The 17,646-nt window shown below is 71.5% G+C and carries 13 protein-coding genes and 2 tRNA genes; 4 read left to right on the top strand and 11 right to left on the bottom strand.

Annotated features, from left to right (window positions below):
• Positions 1–44 precede the first annotated feature (44 nt).
• Together ACZ6BB_RS27725 and ACZ6BB_RS27720 are read left to right on the top strand one after the other, a co-directional pair.
• The gene (locus ACZ6BB_RS27725; protein ID WP_471617847.1) at positions 45–1,199 is read left to right on the top strand and encodes a dihydrofolate reductase family protein; all 1,155 of its coding nucleotides are present in this window, start codon (positions 45–47) and stop codon (positions 1,197–1,199) included.
• A gap of 110 nt (positions 1,200–1,309) precedes the next feature.
• Positions 1,310–1,383: transfer RNA gene (locus ACZ6BB_RS27720), tRNA-Met, on the top strand.
• A gap of 78 nt (positions 1,384–1,461) precedes the next feature.
• On the opposite strand, the gene cyaB is transcribed toward ACZ6BB_RS27720, so the two are convergent.
• From cyaB to ACZ6BB_RS27695, 5 genes are all read right to left on the bottom strand, one after another.
• Entirely contained in the window at positions 1,462–2,049 is a 588-nt protein-coding gene (cyaB, locus tag ACZ6BB_RS27715; protein WP_471617846.1) for a class IV adenylate cyclase, read from the bottom strand.
• A gap of 134 nt (positions 2,050–2,183) precedes the next feature.
• On the bottom strand, positions 2,184–3,389 hold the full coding sequence (locus tag ACZ6BB_RS27710) for an FtsX-like permease family protein (protein WP_471617845.1): 1,206 nt from the start codon (positions 3,387–3,389) through the stop codon (positions 2,184–2,186).
• Positions 3,386–4,096 (bottom strand): ABC transporter ATP-binding protein, encoded by a 711-nt coding sequence (locus ACZ6BB_RS27705; RefSeq protein WP_471617844.1) that lies wholly within the window; start codon positions 4,094–4,096, stop codon positions 3,386–3,388. The genes ACZ6BB_RS27710 and ACZ6BB_RS27705 overlap by 4 nt, the downstream gene beginning before the upstream one ends.
• Before the next feature lie 98 nt (positions 4,097–4,194).
• A complete protein-coding gene (locus tag ACZ6BB_RS27700) occupies positions 4,195–5,826 on the bottom strand; it encodes a hypothetical protein (RefSeq protein WP_471617843.1) in 1,632 nt (543 codons plus the stop codon).
• Between the two features lie 3 nt (positions 5,827–5,829).
• Positions 5,830–6,294 carry a hypothetical protein gene (locus ACZ6BB_RS27695; RefSeq protein ID WP_471617842.1) on the bottom strand — a complete coding sequence of 155 codons (465 nt, stop codon included), beginning with the start codon at positions 6,292–6,294 and terminating at the stop codon, positions 5,830–5,832.
• A 405-nt stretch (positions 6,295–6,699) separates the two neighbouring features.
• Between ACZ6BB_RS27695 and ACZ6BB_RS27690 the strand changes: the two genes are divergently transcribed.
• Positions 6,700–8,091: a chloride channel protein gene (locus tag ACZ6BB_RS27690; RefSeq protein ID WP_471617841.1), complete on the top strand. Its 1,392-nt coding sequence runs from the start codon at positions 6,700–6,702 to the stop codon at positions 8,089–8,091.
• 12 nt (positions 8,092–8,103) lie between these two features.
• On the opposite strand, the gene ACZ6BB_RS27685 is transcribed toward ACZ6BB_RS27690, so the two are convergent.
• A complete protein-coding gene (locus ACZ6BB_RS27685; RefSeq protein WP_471617840.1) occupies positions 8,104–9,180 on the bottom strand; it encodes an oxygenase MpaB family protein in 1,077 nt (358 codons plus the stop codon).
• A gap of 115 nt (positions 9,181–9,295) precedes the next feature.
• Here ACZ6BB_RS27685 and ACZ6BB_RS27680 point away from each other — a divergent pair, with 115 nt between their 5' ends.
• Positions 9,296–9,955: a TetR/AcrR family transcriptional regulator gene (locus ACZ6BB_RS27680; protein ID WP_471617839.1), complete on the top strand. Its 660-nt coding sequence runs from the start codon at positions 9,296–9,298 to the stop codon at positions 9,953–9,955.
• Between the two features lie 128 nt (positions 9,956–10,083).
• On the opposite strand, the gene ACZ6BB_RS27675 is transcribed toward ACZ6BB_RS27680, so the two are convergent.
• From ACZ6BB_RS27675 to ACZ6BB_RS27655, 5 genes are all read right to left on the bottom strand, one after another.
• Positions 10,084–12,336: an NACHT domain-containing protein gene (locus ACZ6BB_RS27675; RefSeq protein WP_471617838.1), complete on the bottom strand. Its 2,253-nt coding sequence runs from the start codon at positions 12,334–12,336 to the stop codon at positions 10,084–10,086.
• Positions 12,321–12,953 carry a hypothetical protein gene (locus tag ACZ6BB_RS27670; RefSeq protein ID WP_471617837.1) on the bottom strand — a complete coding sequence of 211 codons (633 nt, stop codon included), beginning with the start codon at positions 12,951–12,953 and terminating at the stop codon, positions 12,321–12,323. Before ACZ6BB_RS27670 ends, ACZ6BB_RS27675 begins: the two co-directional genes overlap by 16 nt.
• A 319-nt stretch (positions 12,954–13,272) precedes the next feature.
• Positions 13,273–13,345 (bottom strand) — tRNA-Lys (locus tag ACZ6BB_RS27665).
• A 178-nt stretch (positions 13,346–13,523) separates the two neighbouring features.
• Positions 13,524–15,098 (bottom strand): amino acid permease, encoded by a 1,575-nt coding sequence (locus ACZ6BB_RS27660; RefSeq protein WP_471617836.1) that lies wholly within the window; start codon positions 15,096–15,098, stop codon positions 13,524–13,526.
• A gap of 200 nt (positions 15,099–15,298) precedes the next feature.
• Positions 15,299–17,536, bottom strand: a complete 2,238-nt coding sequence (locus tag ACZ6BB_RS27655; RefSeq protein ID WP_471617835.1) for a DEAD/DEAH box helicase — start codon at positions 17,534–17,536, stop codon at positions 15,299–15,301.
• Between the last annotated feature and the right edge of the window lie 110 nt (positions 17,537–17,646).

The raw sequence follows: 17,646 nt of genomic DNA, 5'->3' as shown, positions 1-17,646 counted from the left end.
CAGTGTAGTTATTGTTTAAAACTTGAACCAAGGGAGCGCGTCCCATGCCCCAGCCCTACGTCCTGTTGTCCGCCGCCGTCTCCCTCGACGGCTTCCTGGACGACACCGGACCCGAGCGGCTGCTGCTGTCGAGCCCGGCCGACTTCGACCGGGTCGACGAGGTGCGCGCGTCCGTCGACGCCATCCTGATCGGCGCCGGCACCCTGCGCACCGACAACCCCCGGCTGCTGGTCAACTCCCCCGAGCGGCGCGCGGCCCGCGTCGCCGCCGGGCTGCCCGAGTACCCGCTGAAGGTCACGGTCAGCGCGTCCGGCGATCTCGACCCGGCGGCACGGTTCTGGCACACCGGCGGCGAGAAGGCCGTGTACACGACGGAGAAGGGTGCCGAGCGGCTGTGCGGGCTGGGCCTGCCGACGGGACCGAACGGCGTGGCCGTGGTCCCCGTCGGCCCCGAGCTGGAGTGGACGGCCGTCCTGGACCACCTCGCGGACGTCCGCGGCGTCCGGCGCCTCATGGTGGAGGGCGGCGGCCTCGTGCACACCCAGCTGCTCCGGCAGGGGCTCGCGGACGAGGTCCAGCTGGCCGTGGCACCGGTGTTCGTGGGCGAGGCGGACGCGCCGCGGCTCTTCGGGACGGGCGCGTATCCCGGGGGGCCGAGGAGCCGGCTCCGGCTGCTGGAGACCCGGCCGGTCGGCGACATCGTCCTCATCCGGTACGCCCCCAGCGTCCCCGGCGCCGGACGGGCCGTCTCCCCCGCCGACCGCCACTGGCTGGACCTGGCCTGCGAACTGGCCGCCGCGTGCCCGCCCTCGCGGACCGCGTTCAGCGTGGGGGCCGTCGTGGTCGCCGAGGACGGTACGGAGCTGGCCCGCGGCCACTCCCGCGAGGGCGGCGACCCCGTGGTCCACGCGGAGGAGGCCGCCCTCGCCAAGATCGACCCCGCCGACCCGCGCCTCGCCTCCGCCACGGTCTACAGCAGTCTGGAACCGTGCGCCCGCCGCGCCTCCCGCCCCCTGCCCTGCGCCCGGCTCGTCCTCGACGCGGGCATCCGCCGGGTCGTCACGGCCTGGCGGGAGCCGGACACGTTCGTCGAGGACGCGGCGGCCGGGAACGCGGCGCTGACGGAGGGGGCGGTGGTCGTGCTGATCGGGGACTTCGAGGAGCGGGCGCAGGCGCCCAACCGTCATCTGACCGGCTGAGACCGACCGCCGGACCCCCACCCCTCGGCCCCCTCTCCGCCGTCTCGCTCCCGCCCCTGATCAATGCGTGTGCTCGCGGTCCCGCGGATGGCGTACACTAATTTCAACGACGCGGGGTGGAGCAGCTCGGTAGCTCGCTGGGCTCATAACCCAGAGGTCGCAGGTTCAAATCCTGTCCCCGCTACTGAAAACCTGGGGCCGGAATCCTTGATCGGATTCCGGCCCCAGGTGTTTGTCCGCGTGGTGTGCACGCGCCCGCGCCTCAAAGGGGCGGGCCCTGGGGCTGAGCACCGCGGACCGCCGCCACCGCGTCCGTGTACGGCTCGCGGGTGAGGTCCTCCGGGGCGATGCCCAGGTCGCGGAGGACCGCGCGGATGTCGTCGAGGGCCCCGGCGACCTCGTCCTCCTCCTGGACCAGGCTCTCGACCTCCAGGAACGTGCCGTCCAGCTCGGGGACCCGTACCAGGGTGGCGAGCATCCGCCGGCCGTACGCCTCGAAGGAGTGGCTGCGGCAGCGCTTCTCGAACACGATCGCCGGCACATAGCCGAGGTGCCGCAGGATGGCGTGCGCGACCTGTGAGTCCCCGACCCGCGTCTCGTACTCGGGCTTCGAACCGGACGCCTCGTCCACGGCCGCCGCCTTGAAGGTGAGCAGGGTCCGCCGGTCCCCCGTGCCGTGGTCGGCGAGGAACCGCAGCCGCAGCTCCTCGTCCCGGCCGCGCAGGCTGCCGTCCGGCAGGTCGTAGTACGTGTCCTGGTACGTCTCCGACCTGCCCTCACCCCACTCCCCGAGCAACCGCGCGACCGCCCCCGGCGCACGGACCCGGGCCTTCAACTCCGCCTCGATCACGACCCGCTCCTTTCCTCCCCCCGCACCCCCTCGGTCCCCGTCGTCCCACTGTCCCCCTCCGGCCGTCCGCCGGGGAGAGGCCGTCGGGTGGACATAGGCGGGAGAACGGGAGGAGGAGTGGGATGTCCGTGTCCTCAGCCGTGGGCCCGTGCCGTGAGGTAGGGGTCGCGGCGCAGGACGTCGCGGCTGCCGAGGAGGGCGCCGGCGGCCAGCCCGACGGCGGGCAGCAGCAGCGCGGCGGCGGCCCAGGCCGGTCCGGGCAGGGCGTCCGTGCGGGAGATGGGCAGCCCGAGGAGGTCGCTGAGCGGGCCGGCCAGGGCCACGGACACGCCCGTACCGGCGAGGACGCCCGCCACGCCGGCCGCCCCTCCCGTGAGGACGGCCTCACCGAGCAGGATTCCGCGGAGGTCCGAGCGCCCGGACCCGAGAATCCGCAGGACGGCGAACTGCCCTAGCCGGGCCCGCGTACTGTCCGCCGCGCGTACCGACCCGAGCCCGACGGCACCGATCGCCAGCACCAGCACCCCCGCCCGCATCGCGAGATCCGCCACCCCGAACAGACCGGGCAGGTCACGCACCCGATCGGACACGGGTGACGCCGAGAACCCGTCCGCCTGCAGCGACTTGGTCACGACGGCCACCTGCCTCTGATGCCCGACCCGTACGACGGCGGACTGCGCGCCCTCTTTCGCGCGGAAGGTCTGCGGCGTCTGTCCTGCGCGCGCCGCGGCCAGCAGCGCGGCCGTGTCCTGCGCGAGGTAGGCGACATCGGGACCGTCGGCCTGCCAGGCGGGGTCGTAGAGGGTGGTGACCCGCAGTCTGATGACCTGCGTGGTGCCGGACGCCGCACCCGTCGCCCGCGTGTATCCGAAGGCGACGGTACGGCCGAGGAGCGGCGCGAAGTCGGTCCCCTGCGCGGTGGCCGGCAGGGCGACCTCGTCCCGCCCGAGCCCGCCGGAGGCCGCCGGGTTCCGCCCCTTCACGACGGGCAGGTCGTCCCCCGGCGTCAGCGTGTGACCGGCCAGGTCGTACGTCCCCTCCTCAGCGGCGTACAGCACGGACGGGTAGTCGGCGACGACCTGTTGTACGCCCGGCACGGACGCGGCGTCCCGCAGTGCCGAGGTGGTGAGCGGCCGGACCGAGGTGTCGCCCTCGAACGAGGACAGCTCGATCTGGGTCAGCCCGCCCGAGCCGAGCACGTCCCGCTCGACGGCTTCGGCGGCACCGGCGGCCACCCCCGCGGACGTGGTCAGCAGCGCGGCCAGAACGGTGAGTGTCGGCAGCGCCCTGCGCAGGGAACGAGCGTCACGCGTCCAGGTGTACAGACTCCAGCGGCTCATCCGAGGCTCCTCTCCCGGGCGTCCCTCGGGCCGGCGGCCGACAGCACTCCCCCGTCGAGCACGTGCCGCCGGTCGCAGCTCCCGGCGACCGCCGCGTCGTGCGTGACGAGCAGGACGGCCGCACCCCGCTCCGCACACGAACGCAGCGCTGCCATCACCGAGTTCGCGGTCCCGGGGTCGAGGCCCGAGGTCGGCTCGTCGGCCAGGACGAGCACCGGCCGCTTCACGGCCGCCCGCGCGACGGCGATGCGCTGCCGCTGCCCGCCGGAGAGTTCGGTGACCCGGGAGTCGGCCAGATCCGCCATGCCCAGATCGCCGAGGAGCGCCCGGGCATCCGTACGGTGCCGGGCGAGCCGGGGGCCGAAGGCGGCGGCCACGTTCTCCCAGGCGTTGAGGAACGGCAGCAGCCCCAGATCCTGGAGGACGATGCCGATCGACCGCCGCCGCAGCAGGTCCCGCTCGGCCTCGGTCAGCGCCCCCGTGTCCGTCCCGGTGAGGTGCAACGAGCCCGCGGCCGGAGACAGGATCAGCCCGAGGAGGGCGAGCAGTGTGCTCTTGCCCGAACCGGAAGGGCCCTCGACGGCGGCCATCGTGCCCGCGCCGAGGGTGAGATCCGCACGGGTCAGGCCCCCGCCGGACGCGTAGCCGAAGGCCAGGCCCTCGGCCACCACGGCGGGCGGGGCGGCGGGCGGGGCGGCGGTATTCATGGGGGATGTCCTTCCGGGGTGGGGAGACGGACGAAACCGGATGGGCGCGCGGCCGGGCGGGCGGGCGGGCGAGTTGCTCCGGCCCGCCGCCGGAAAGGTCACGCGAGGAGGTAGTACGCCGCTCTGGTGGCGTCCGCCGAGGCCGTGCCACCCGGCGAGGGTGCGTACAGGTCGGGGAATCCGGTGTCGCGGTAGCGCCGGAGAAGCCGGGGCAGGTCGTCCCAGAGACTCTGCGGGATGCTCTGATCGGAGGCGAGGGCCGCCTGGACCGCGTCCGAGGCGGTCACCAGGTCCCCCGCGCGCAGTGCTCCGCGGGCCTGCTCCGTGAGGTCGGTGCCCTCGGTGAGCCGCGCCGCCCGGGCCGTGCATCCGGCGTCCGCGAGCACGGCCACGACGCGCAGCGAACGGGCGGACAGTTCCCCGCCGTTCCCACCGTCCGGCGCCCCCACGGCCGTACGCCCACAGCCCAGCCCGAACTCCGCGCGGGCCGCCATGACGCCGTACCACCGGCGCTCGTTCTCCCGCGTCAGACGCCTCGGGACCGTCAGCCGAGCCGCCTCCGCCGCTCCCTTGGCGGCCTGCGGTCCGCAGATCAGGGCCAGCCGGTGGCAAGTCATGGCGAGCAGCAGCCGATCGGACGGTTCGAGGCCGGCGTCCGCGCCCATCCGCTTCAGCCGCCGCTCGAGCCAGTACGGCGTGCGCTCCTGCTGAGCACCGGCCGTCAGAGCCCGCGCGGCGTCGTAGGTGGCGGTCAGCGTGCCCAGTTGGGCCGGCGTCTTCGCGACGAGGCCGTCGGGCCGGACGTGACCCACCGGCTCGGGGAGCGAGCCGGCTGCGGGGGCGGTCCCGTCGCCGCCGACCATGAGGGCGCGCCGGACCAGCCACCGGGTCTGTGTGTCGGCGTCCGACAGCACCGGCACCAGGCAGTCGTGCGTCCGCCGGGTCAGCCGATTCCGCAGCAGGGTCAGGGCGGCCCGCTGAATGGGGTCGAGGGCGGCGCACCCCGCGTCCAGGCGCGCATCGGCCCCCCGGACCGCACGGGTCGCTCGGGCCCGTACGCCGACCGCCCGCAGGGCCTCCGTCGCGTAGAGCGCCGGTACGGCCTGCTCGGCGCGGGCGGTGTCCGCAGCGAGGGTCTCCAGCCCGGCCCGGGGCACCTCCCCGTCCCGCCCCAGGCAGGTCAGGGTCTGCAGAAAGGCGGCTCTCGTGGCGAGCGAGGTGAGGACGTCGTCCTCGGCGTCCGGCGCGGTCAGGTACCCGAGCGCCGCACGCTCGGCCCGTTCCCGGAGGCCCGCCCGTCCGAGGACGGCGGCCGCCTCGCGGCTCTCGCCGACTCCCCTCTCCGTGAGGGCGAGGCACACATAGTGAGCCCGCCATGCCGGGGTGTCCAAGGTGTCGGTACGGGCGAGTTCGGCGAGCCGGGCGGCCCGGACCTCGGGCACGCCCTTGCCGCCGCCCGTATCGCCGCCCCGGGGGTCCGCGGCGAGGGCCGCCTCCAGACGCCCGTACGCGGTCGGGTACAGCGCCGGATCTCGCCCGACCTCGGCGCGGGTGGCCCGCACGAGGTCGTTCGCTCCGCGCAGGGCGTCGAGCTGCCCGGCCAGGTCGGCACCGGGTGGCGGGGGCCGGTCCACCGGCCCGCCGCCGAACACCGAGGCGCCGAGAGCCGCCGAGGCGGCCACCAGGGCCACGAGGATGAGAGCCCGGCGACGGTCCACGTGCTCCCTCACCACTCAGTCGTTGGCACAGGCCGAGGCGAACGCTTTGACACCGGACTTGAAAGCACCGCCGTCGGAGCAGGTGGTGATGCTCGTGTTGAGCGAGCCTCCCGGGTCGGCGATACCGCTGATGTCAGCGATCCGGGTGTTCTTGTTCGTCCAGCTGACCTGCCGGGTGCTCTCGCTCACCGGCGTTCCGCTCGGGCTCAGCGCGAGGGTCGCCTGCCAGCCGTTGGCCTTCACCGTCGCCGTGTTGCTGATCTTGCTGACCGGGTACTTCGCACCACCCTTCATGGTCTTGGTCGACGTCTTGAAGGAGCACTTGTCGGCGTAGGCATTGCACTGCCACGCGCTGACCTCGACCCTCGCACCCGTACCGGGCAACGGCGTCGACCCGGCGTCCGAGACGGCCGCGGTCGGCACGGCGGAGCCCACCACCAGCATCCCGACGAGCCCCGACGTCAGCAGGATCCTCTTCATCCGCCCCTCCCCCATGTTCACGGCGCGCACATGCAGACATGTCGCCCCAACCAGGCGACGAACTGTGCATGTTGCGCAAATACTGAGGAGTGACCGAAAAGCGGCGCGCGTACGTGTCCGTCACCCTGACTCGCTCTCGGAACGAACCAGAAGAAACCATCCAGCGCAGGGCGCCCCCGGTCACAGTCGTCCGCAGACCGAAGGACGACTGACCGGTTTCAGCCACCGGCAGTCGGCATTGTTCACACCTGAGCGTGACGACGGAGGCCGGCGGAAGGAACCCTCGCCTTTGCGCCACCGCCCCGCTGTCACACGCACAGCCCTGCCGACGAGCCGCCCCCTGCGTGGCGTGCCAGGCTCGGGAGCGTGCGGAACGAGGCCCGCACCCGCGAGGAGGCTGTGCGCATGCCGGTCGGTACGGACGCGTCCGGGGGCTCCTCGCCCCCGGACCCGAGGACGCTTCTGCGGAGCCGCGCCTACCTCGTACTCCTGTTGATCGCCGCCCTGATCGGCGTACCGGTGTCCGCGGCGGCGTTCGGGTTCCTCGCGCTGGTCGGGGAGGTCCAGCCGCTGATCTACGCGGATCTGCCCAGGTCGCTGGGGTTCGACGGCACGCCGTGGTGGTGGCCGCTGCCGTTGCTCGCCGTCGGGGGACTGCTCGTGGGGCTGACGGTGCGGTACCTGCCGGGCAACGGCGGCCATGAACCGACGGCCGGGTTCAAGCCCGGCGCCGCGCCCACCCCCCTCGAACTCCCCGGCATCTTCCTCGCCGCCCTGGCCACGCTCAGCTTCGCCGCCGTCCTCGGCCCCGAGGCGCCGCTCCTGGCGCTCGGCGGCGGGCTCGCCGCCGGTGCCGTACGGATGGTCAGACGCGACCCCCCGGAGCAGATGAGCGCGGTGCTGGGCGCGGCGGGCAGTTTCGCGGCCGTCAGCTCACTGCTGGGTTCCCCTCTGCTGGGGGCGTTTCTGCTGATGGAGGCCTCGGGGCTGGGTGGGCCGATGATGGCGATGGTGCTGGTTCCCGGACTGCTGGCCGCGGGCGTCGGCGCGCTCGTCTTCGTGGGGCTGGGTTCGTGGACCGGGCTCGGCACCTACTCGCTGGCGCTGTACGACGTACCCGAGGCATCGCGCCCGACAGCGGCGGAGTTCGGCTGGGCCCTGGTCATCGGGCTGTGCGCCGCGCTCGCGGGTGTGGCCGTGCGCCGGCTCTCCGTCCGGCTCAAGACCCACGTCGAGCGGCGCCGGGTGCCCCTCACGGTCGTCATGGGCCTGGTCGTGGCCGGTCTGGCGATCGGCTACGCGGAGGCCACCGGCGAACCGGCGACCGACGTCCTCTACTCGGGGCAGACGGCGATGGATCCGCTCCTGAGGAACAGCGCCGCGTACTCGGCGGGCGCGCTGGCGCTGCTGGTGCTGTGCAAGGGCCTCGCCTACTGCGTGTCGCTCAGCGCCTTCCGGGGAGGGCCGATCTTCCCCGCGATGTTCGTGGGAGCGACGGGCGGCATCCTCTTCTCCCACCTGCCGGGGCTGAGCCTGATCGCGGGCTTCGCGATGGGCATCGGAGCGATGAGCACCGCGATGCTGGGACTGCCGCTGGTCTCCGTCCTGCTGGCCACGCTGCTGATCGGGGCACAGGGCGTCACCGTCATGCCGCTGGTGATCGTCGCGGTCGTCGTCTCCTACGTCGCCACGGCGAGACTCACGCCGCCGCCCGCGGCGACCGCGTCACCGGAACCGACACCGGGATCGGGACCAGGACCGGCACCGGCACCGGCACCGGGTGGACGGCGCCCATGAGCCCGGGGCCGCTCACGACAGCGGCCCGAGGATCTCCTGGGACTCGATGAGCCCCTGGTCGCTGGGGGCTTCACCGTCGTCGAAGACACGGGCCGCCTGCCGGGCCCGGAACGCGAGGTGGGCCTCGGCGGGCTTGGCGTAGCCGTGCCGGGCGCGCGCTTCCGCGGGGGTCACCACCTCCTCCTTACGGGGTGGGATGCCGAGCTTCATCGGCGCGATCACCGCGACGGTGGAGGGCGAGAGTCGTCCGATCAGACGCAGTTCGGCCCGGGGGCTGAGGTGGACGAGCGCGAAGGCCGTCCTCATGACGGGCACGATGAGCGCGTCGAGGAGGCGTGACTGCCGGATGCCCGCCATCTCCCGCATCCAGCGCGGCATGGTGGCGAGCGTGGCGATCCGCTGGACCCTCGCGACCACCAGGGCCGCCGGCCTCGCCCAGCGCGGTGTCGGCGGGAACACCAGTTCGCTCCTGAGCAGGTGGTTCATGGCCTGTCGGGCGATGGGACCGGCGGACAGCCGTGGACGCATCCGTTCGAAGTACGCCCGGACGCCGTCACGGCTGCGGGGGATGTCGTCCGGCGAGCACGTCTGCAGCTCCGCGGCGACCGCGCACGCCTCCCAGTACTCCGCCTCCTCGCGCGCAGTGAGCCTGCCGGGCCCGTACTTCTCGTACGCGTAGAGGATCGAGTGCCAGCCGGTGAGCTGGATCCACAGCTGTGAGGCGGGGTCGTTGGCGTCGTAGGTGCCTGCGCCGCCGTCACCGTCTCCGTAGGGCAGGCGGCCGATCGCCTTGGAATGGATCTTGACCAGGACGTCGGCGGCCCCGCACACCTCGCGTGAACCGGCGAAGGCCACCATCGCGAAGTAGCGCAGGGTCCGGTCGTAGCGGGTGCGGGAGCGCCGGTAGATGCCCTGGGTGGCGTGGACGGCGGCCACCAGCGGCGGGTCGAGTTCCTCCACGACCACGGCCCGCTGGAATCCCACCGTCGGCGCGGTCGGATGGCTCCAGACCTTCCACACCACCGAGCCCGGACCGAAGAACCCGTGGTCCTCGTGCGGTTCGACCTCACTCCGCTTGAGCTTCGCCATGAACCGCTCCTCGTGCGCCCGGGGCGTACGCCGCCACCGACCTGTCGACGGCGACGCCGACCTATTTACGACACTGCTGTCTTAAATTAAGACACGCATGTCGTAAACTGCCAAGGTGTCAGCGTCCACCTCTTCGGAAGACCGGCCGCGCAAGCGACGCCCCTACGCCCCCCGTGTCCCGCTCCCGGAGCGCCGCGAGCAGTTGCTCGACGCGGCCCTCGCCGTGATCGTGAGCGAGGGCTACGACCGCGTCTCCATCGACGCGATCGCCAAGAAGGCCGAGGTCGCCCGGTCGGTGGTCTACGGCGCCTACGAGAACCTCGACGCCCTGCTGACCGCGCTGCTCGACCGGCAGCAGGCCCGCGCCTTCACCCGACTGCTGGAGACGGTCCCCGACACGGCCGACCCGCGCGATCCCGCCGCGTTCGCCGCCGAGGCGGTGCGCCGGATGTCCGCGATGCTCCGCGAGGACCCCGACACCTGGCGGCTGATCCTGCTGACTCCGGGCACCATGCCCACGGTCGTCCGCGACCGCATCGAGTCCGACCGCGAACGCTTCCGGCTCCGGGTCGAGCAGTGGCTCTCTCACGTCATGACCGACGGACGCCACGGGAGCGGCCCGGACCTCGACCCGCGCGTCCTCGCCCACGCGCTCGTCGCCGGCGCGGAACACTTCGGCCGCCTCGCGCTCACGGCCCCCGGCACCTTCGAACCGTCCCATCTGATCGCGCAGGTACGGCTGGTCCTCGGCACCCTCTGCCCGCCGGCACGCTGACGGCGGGTCAGCGGCGAGCGGACGAGAGCGACGATCGACAGCAACGCCCGAGTCGGCCGAAGCCGACTCGGACGCTTCATAGCAGGTCAGAGGCAAGAGCCTCGCCTGCAAAACCTTCGAAGCGGCCCTTAGGCAGCCTCGGTCAGACGGGACCAGAAGTCGGCGACGGCATACGGCACCGGGGTGCCCTCGACGAGGCCGGCCAGCAGCGTCTCGGGGAGGACCAGCCGTCGGTAGAAGGTCTTGGGGCGACCAGACGTCACCCGTGGCTCCCGGCGCACCACGCCCGACTCCTCCGCCGCATGGATCACCCGTTGCCAGACGGGGTTATTGACGACCGCGCCGATGGTGCCGTCGTCGGTACAAAGCATGTTGGAGCGCGAGTAATGGCGAGCGAGCTTCTCCACCACTTCCACCACGCCGTCGGCGACGTCGCGCGTCCTCACTTCGTCGACGTCAGCTCCGAGGCCGCACTCTCGGAGCCGCCGCAGGATCGACGACGCCACGAAGTCCTGCTCGACGCCCTGGCTACCGGCTACCCGGAGTCCGACAAAGTCGGCGGGAGTGACGCCGGTGAAGTCGAGCTGGGTGGTCTCCGGGTCGATCACCACCAGGTGCCATGTGACGCCCTGCGCGACACACGACTCAAATCGGGTGTTACGCAGGTCGGAACGCTCGAATCGGACATTCACCAGGGACGCGCCGCGCACTGCGAAGCCCGATGTGTCGGCATCCGCGAACGTCACGTTCTGCACCATCAGGTCAGGTTCAGCCGGCCCACACAGTCGCAGGACCTCCGCCGCGAGGGTGCCGGCGTTGCGGCCCACCACCTCCGCGAAGGAATCGTTCGGGTCCACGGCCAGAGCGAGTACGGAGAGGATGTCCTGGCCGCTGGTGCCGGAATCGACGACGCCGCCTACCGCCGCGCGGGCGGCTTCCACGGGGAGGTTGGCGCGGCGCAGGATGGAGGCAGCCTCCTGGCTGCCACGGGCCAGGGCCTCCTCGATCGGCTTCGACAGGAAGAAGCCGAAGAACAGGTCGTGTTCGAAGGCGACGGTGCCGGGCTTGGTTCCCAGCATGAGCATGGCGCGGCTGGGCGCGGCGTCGATGAGATTCTGCTGGGCCTCAGTGGGCAGATCGTGGACCTGGGCGAAGATCGACACCAAGTCGTGCAAGGTGGAGCGGTTGAGTTCTCGGGTCTTCTGACGCCACATCTCGATGGCGATCTCCTTCAGCAGTTCGACGTACTGCTCACTGCTGAGGTACTGACCGTGCTGGCCCACCAGTTTGCTGCTGACCTCGCGCTGGACGTATGCGTCCACGAGCTGCGCGAGCAGCGGACGCCCGGTCTCGATGGACTGATTCTCCGCCTCCATCAGCTCGCACGTCCGCGCCAGGAACAACGGCTTGTCCAGCAACGTGCCTTCGGCGTCGGGGCTGGCACGCAGAGAGCGCACCCGGTCTCTCACGCCTGGGGAGAAGTGTTGGAGGTATGCCTCGACCTCACCCGTCCCCCACAGCTTCATCTCCACCGGAACAAGCGACCAGAGCAGGGAACCGAGTTCGGAGCTGCTGTTGGTCCTCGCGAGGAACTCTTGCTCGTAATAGACACTGCGAGCAGCGGCGATCACCGAACCGCGGCCGTCCAGTTCCTCGATGAAGCCCGCAAGGGAGCCAAACGCTTCCTCGTAACTGCCTTGCCCGCCGATCAGCTCGTCAAAGCCGTCAACGATGAGCCGCAGTCGACCGTGCCGCACCAATCGGGCCACCGAGTGGTACGTCATCCTGGCCCGCACGTCTTGGAGTTCAGTCGCCAGGGCCTCGTTGAGGCGCGCCAGTCCGCGGCCCTGGGCGCTGACGTTGAGATAGAGGTAGTCGCTCTCGCCCCGCAGATAGCGGACCGCAGCCTCGTAGGTCAGCTCGGACAACATCCGTGATTTGCCGGCGCCGGCGTCACCGGTGACGAACACGATCTTCGTCGCGTCGTTCTCGGGCACGGACGAACGCTCGACAAGCGTCGCTGCGTCCTCGTCGGCCCCGCCGGAGAGGCGGGCGCGGCCCGGGACGTAGCGGTCGCTGCGGCTGCGGCCGAGAACCTGAACGATGTTCTTGGCCAGCGCCCGCAGGTCCGCCAGATCCGGTCCGGCAATGAAGGACGCATAGTCGACACGCTTGCCATCGTGCTCGACGACCCACTGCTCGCGGGCATGATCCCAGGTGACCGACGCCTCGCGGTCATCGAAGTCGTGCGACCACCGAACGAGAAGCCCGGCGCCCCGGGCCGTGATCTCCGGTTCCGTTCCCGGGTCCACGAAGGTCAGCAGGTCCGCCCGCACTTCATCGGCGAACGCAGCTACATCAGCACTTACCATCTTGGCCATCCTGGTGCGTGACAAATCTGGATGTTCGAATGACTCGTAAGCCACTGGTCGTTACAGGACTGGCCCAGGGCACGCTTGCGCAGCCAGATCATCCTGCGGCTGGGACGCGCGGCGGCCGCCAGCAGGCCGGGCAACACGTCGTCGTCGTCGCTGACGATGACAGTCGGTTTGCCCTCCAGGCTGTAGCGCAACGAGTCGGCGACGATCAAGCCGTCGACCATCTTCTGCGCGCCCGCAGGCGGACTGCCCGGATCGGCTTCGCGGGCGGTGCGGAAAGTGCCCAGAATGCGAGTGCCCGGCTGCCAGGCCGAGGAATGAGCCAGCTCTGGCTCGACCCGCAGACCGTCGCGCCGGGTGTGGAAGTCGGCAAGGAGCGGCAGCGCCCACTCCCACTGCCGGGTCGCCCGTCCGTTGCGGAACAGCCATCCCCCGTACAGGCGCAGATGCAGGTCGGCGACGCGCGGCCAGTGCTGCCTGACGGCTTGGCGCACTACGCGATCCACCGCATGCAGTCCGTCGTACACGTCTGCGTCCGAGCGTGGCGCGGGGCACAGATTGCTGAAGTCGACGACGGCGACCGCTGCGGACGCCTCGTCCTGCTCCGGGACGGTGGCCACGGCGCTGCTTGTCAATGTCCAGTCTCCCCCCTGCACACCCGCCGGGGCGGGTCCGCCCGGGACGCCCGCCCGGCGGTCCGAAGGCAGGATAGCGCTCCAAAGACGGGCTCCAGCAGGTCGGAGGCGGCCCGGGCCATGGACTGGCAACCACCGGCGTGAGCCGCACACCGCCGATCAGGCGCCCTGCGCGCATCGCCTGGCGGCAACCCCGGACAGCCGCTCACGCGTGACCTCGAAAACGAAGCGGCGCCCGACCCGACCGAAGCCGACCCGAGCGCCGCACCGCAGGCCAGAGGGGTCAACCCCCACCCGCGAACCGTAGGCCCTGTGGGACTCGAACCCACAACCAATGGATTAAAAGTCCACTGCTCTGCCAATTGAGCTAAGGGCCCAGGCGATGTTGCCTCCCCGAGCATAGCCGGACGTGGCCGGGAGTCCGATCGGGTATCGGTGACCCGGCCGCGTCGGAGTGCCGCAAAAAGGTCCGCCGCAGAACAGAACGGACGGAAGATCGCCGGAAGCAGGGCGAGTTGGCCGGTGCCCGGGGCGGGCCGGGTCCCCGGCCCGGGGTCATGGATCCATGGGCTCCGGCACCCCCTTCCGTGCCGCCTCCCGCGCCACACTGCGCGCGTGCCCGGGATTGAGGAACCAGTGGCGGGCGGAGGCGGCCCACCAGATCGCCGCGAAGCCCAGCACCACCAGGACGGCGACGGGCGCGTAGTTGAAGTTCTCCCAGGTGACCGGGGAGAGCTGCGGGAGCATGAACAGCACGGTGATCGCGACGACCCACACCACGGCGACGATCCCGATCACCCGGGACCAGCGCCCCAGATGCCAGGGGCCGCGTTCGAACGCGTCGCCCTTGCGCAGCCGCAGCAGCGTCGGGATGACGTACGCGATGTAGAGGCCGATCACCGCGATCGAGGTGACGGCGGCATACGCGGTGACATTGATCAGATACGGGAGCCCCAGCGCCAGCGCGCCGCCCGCCGCCAGCCAGACCGCGGCCACGGGGGTGCGGGTGCGCGGGCTGACGGTGTGCCAGACGTGCGAGAACGGGAGCGCGCCGTCGCGTGAGAAGGCGTAGATCATGCGGCTGTTGGCGGTGACGGAGGCCATGCCGCAGAACAGCTGGGCGCCGATGATGACGAGGAGGAGCAGCTTGCCTCCGGTGGCGCCGAGCGCGTCGAGCAGGATCTGCGCGGGCGGCACCCCGGTCGCCGACTCGCGGGCGCCGTCATAGGACTGGATGGCGAAGGTGAAGCCGAGGAGGAGGACGAGGCCCGCCACCCAGGACGTCCAGATGGACTGGACGATGCCCTTGGGGCCGGCCGTCGAGGCGTCGTGCGTCTCCTCGGTCATATGGGCGGAGGCGTCGTACCCGGTGAAGGTGTACTGCGCCATCAGCAGACCCAGCAGCACCACGTACAGCCCGCTGCCCCAGCCCGTGTGGTTCACGAACTCCGTGAACACGAACGACGCCGGCTGGTGGCTGTCGGGGACGACGACGAGCGCGCCGACGATGACGATCACACCCACCACGTGCCACCACACGCTGATGCTGTTCAGCAGACCGACGATCCCGACGCCGAAGGTGTTCAGCAGGCCGTGCAGCAGCAGGATCGCGGCGAAGAGGAGGATCGTGCGGCCGGGGGTCACCTCGAAGCCGAACTCCAGGTTCAGATAGGCCGCCAGGAAGGACGCCGCGCCGAAGTCGATGCCGGCGGTCACGGCGACCTGGCCGAGAACGTTGAACCAGCCCGTGAACCACGCCCAGGCGGCCGCGCTGCGCTCCGGCGCCAGTCGATGGGCCCAGAAGTACAGGCCGGCGGAGGTCGGATAGGCCGAGCAGATCTCGGCCATGGCGAGACCCACGAAGAGCGTCATCAGGCCGACCGCGACCCAGCCCCAGGTGATCACCGCGGGCCCGCCGGTGTTCATGCCGAAGAGGTAGAGCGTCATACAGCCGGAGAGGACCGAGATGATCGTGAAGGAGACCGCGTAGTTGGAGAACGCGGACATACGGCGGGCGAGGACCTGCGTGTAGCCCAGCTGGGCCAACCGCTCCTCGTCGGACACCGAGACCGACACAGAGTCCGGAGCCGAAGCCCCGGCCGCCCCACGGGCTATGTCGTCATCTGTCATGCCCCCAGCAATTCCCTCTCCAGAGACGTGACATGCGCCACACCCTGGCCGAAAATCGGCGGGAGCCGGTCGGTGCGGAACCCACGGGGCGGAACACACACGAAAGGCCCGTACGACCGGAGTCGTACGGGCCCTTCAGCTGCCTCAGGCATCAGCCGGCGTCAGCCACCGGCCTCGGCCACCCGCCTCGGCGAACGGGATCAGCCGTTGCGCTTCCAGCGCGGCTTGTCGTCACGGCGCCCGACAGAGGAGCCGGTGCCGGAGCCGCGGTGGTCGTCACGACGGCCGTACGGACGCTCGTGGCCGCCGGAGCGGAAGCCCGGACGGTCGCCGCCCTGACGGTCGCGGTTGAACGGACGGTCGCTGCCCCGGTGGCCGCCACGCTCGTCGCGACGCTCGAAGGAGCGGCCGCCACGGTCGTTGTCCCGGCGGAACCCGCTGCCGCCACGGTCGTCACGACGCTCGAACGAACGCCCACCGCGCTCGCCGTCACGACGCTCGAACCCGCCACGGTCGTTGTCCCGGCGGAAGCCGCTGCCACCGCGGTCGTCACGACGCTCGAAGGTACGGCCACCACGGTCACCGTCCCGACGGTCGTCACGGCGGAAGCCGCTGCCACCACGGTCGTCACGACGCTCGAAGGTACGACCGCCACGGTCACCGTCCCGACGGTCGTCACGGCGGAAGCCGCTGCCACCACGGTCGTCACGACGCTCGAAGGTACGGCCACCACGGTCACCGTCCCGACGGTCGTCACGGCGGTCGTCACGGCGGTCGAACCCGCCGCGCTCGCCGTCGCGGCGGAACCCGCCACGGTCGCCCCGGTCCCCACGGTCGTAACCGCCGTTGCCCCGCTCCTCGCGGCGCTGACGCGGCTGGTCGTACGAGGGACGCTCGTACGCCGGACGCTCGGCAGGCTGCTCGACGGTCGCGGCCGGAGCCTCGGCCGCCGGGCCGTCCGTCTCGACGGCGGCGACGGTGGCGGCCTCCGCGGCGGCGACGGCCGCCTCCGGGTCCTCGCCCCGCTCCCGCGCGGCGCGCGCGGTCAGCCGGGTGGCCTCGTCACGCAGCTCGGCGGCGCGGCGCGTGGCCCGCTCCAGCTCCTTGGTGAGCTGGGCGACCTCGCGCTCGGCCTGCTGCGCGGCGTTGTCGACCGACTCGGCCTGGACCTCGGTCATCGACCGGGCGCCGGTGATGTCGGCGACCTCGGTGTCGAAGGCCGTACCGCCCTGGATGATGTGGCGCGAGGCGTCGACGCCCGCGTCCTCCATCAGGCGGAAGATCTGCCGGCGCTGGTGCGGCAGGGAGAGGGAGACGACGGTGCCGCTGCGGCCCGCGCGGGCCGTACGGCCGGAGCGGTGCAGGTAGTCCTTGTGGTCACCGGCCGGGTCCACGTTCAGGACCAGGTCGATGCCGTCGACGTGGATGCCGCGGGCGGCCACGTCGGTCGCGACCAGCGCGTTGACGTAACCGTCCTTGAAGTCGGCCAGCGTCCGGGTGCGGGCGCCCTGGGTCATGCCGCCGTGCAGCGCGTCGGCCTTCACACCGGCGTCGCGCAGCTGCTCGGCGATGCGGTCGGCGCCCAGCTGGGTGCGGACGAAGATGATCGTGCGGCCCTTGCGGGAGGCGATCGCGGCGGTGACCGGCGCCTTGTCCTTGGGCTTCACGATGAGGATGTGGTGCGACATGGTCGTGACGTTGCCCTGGGCGCTGTCGACCTCGTGCGTGACCGGGTTGCTCAGGTAGCGCTTGACCAGCGTGGAGATCTCGTTCTCCATCGTCGCGGAGAACAGCATCCGCTGGCCGCCGGGCGGGACCTGGTCGAGCAGCTCGGTGACCTCGGGCAGGAAGCCCAGGTCCGACATCTGGTCGGCCTCGTCGAGGACGGCGATCTGGGTGTTCTCCAGCGAGCAGGCGCCGCGGTTGATGATGTCGCGCAGCCGGCCCGGGGTGGCGACGAGGACGTCGACGCCGCGCTCCAGGGCGTAGATCTGGTTGCCCATCGACGTACCGCCGCAGACGACCTTCATCTTCAGGCCGAGGACGTCGCCGTACGGCTGGAGGGCGTCCGCGACCTGCATCGCGAGCTCACGGGTCGGGGTGAGGATGACGCCGCGGGGCTTCTTGCGCTCGGTGTGGCCGCCGGCCAGCTGCGCGAGCAGCGGCAGACCGAACGACAGCGTCTTGCCGGAGCCGGTGCGGCCGCGGCCGAGGATGTCCTTGCCGGCCAGGGCGTCCGGGATGGTCGCGGCCTGGATCGGGAAGGGGGTGGTCACGCCGTTCTGCGCGAGCTTGCGCACGACGCCCTCGGGAAGACCGAGCGTCGCGAAGGTCACCTCGGGGGCCGCCTCGGCGGAGTCGTTCTCGACGCTCGCGACGTTCTCGATGTCTTCGCCGTTCTCGGGCACGACGACGTGATCAGTACTGGAAATGGACATGCGTATGCGAAACCTTCCGGAGTCTCGTCGGCACGCGCCCGTCAACTCCGTGATTCGCACACGACCGCCTCTATGCGGTCCGCCACGGCAAGGGAGAGTACGCGCCACAC

The organism is Streptomyces sp. NPDC041108 (assembly GCF_055592645.1).
The sequence above is the reverse complement of the archived record's forward strand: the minus strand, read 5'-3'. Positions and strand labels throughout refer to the sequence as shown.

Excerpts from the sequence above, each read along its gene's own strand:
- ACZ6BB_RS27690 (WP_471617841.1), top strand. The coding sequence starts at position 6,700 with ATGCCGGTCGGTACGGACGCGTCCGGGGGCTCCTCGCCCCCGGACCCG.
- ACZ6BB_RS27685 (WP_471617840.1), bottom strand. The coding sequence starts at position 9,180 with ATGGCGAAGCTCAAGCGGAGTGAGGTCGAACCGCACGAGGACCACGGG.
- ACZ6BB_RS27660 (WP_471617836.1), bottom strand. The coding sequence starts at position 15,098 with ATGACAGATGACGACATAGCCCGTGGGGCGGCCGGGGCTTCGGCTCCG.
- ACZ6BB_RS27675 (WP_471617838.1), bottom strand. The coding sequence starts at position 12,336 with ATGGCCAAGATGGTAAGTGCTGATGTAGCTGCGTTCGCCGATGAAGTG.
- ACZ6BB_RS27725 (WP_471617847.1), top strand. The coding sequence starts at position 45 with ATGCCCCAGCCCTACGTCCTGTTGTCCGCCGCCGTCTCCCTCGACGGC.
- ACZ6BB_RS27655 (WP_471617835.1), bottom strand. The coding sequence starts at position 17,536 with ATGTCCATTTCCAGTACTGATCACGTCGTCGTGCCCGAGAACGGCGAA.
- ACZ6BB_RS27695 (WP_471617842.1), bottom strand. The coding sequence starts at position 6,294 with ATGAAGAGGATCCTGCTGACGTCGGGGCTCGTCGGGATGCTGGTGGTG.
- ACZ6BB_RS27705 (WP_471617844.1), bottom strand. The coding sequence starts at position 4,096 with ATGAATACCGCCGCCCCGCCCGCCGCCCCGCCCGCCGTGGTGGCCGAG.
- ACZ6BB_RS27710 (WP_471617845.1), bottom strand. The coding sequence starts at position 3,389 with ATGAGCCGCTGGAGTCTGTACACCTGGACGCGTGACGCTCGTTCCCTG.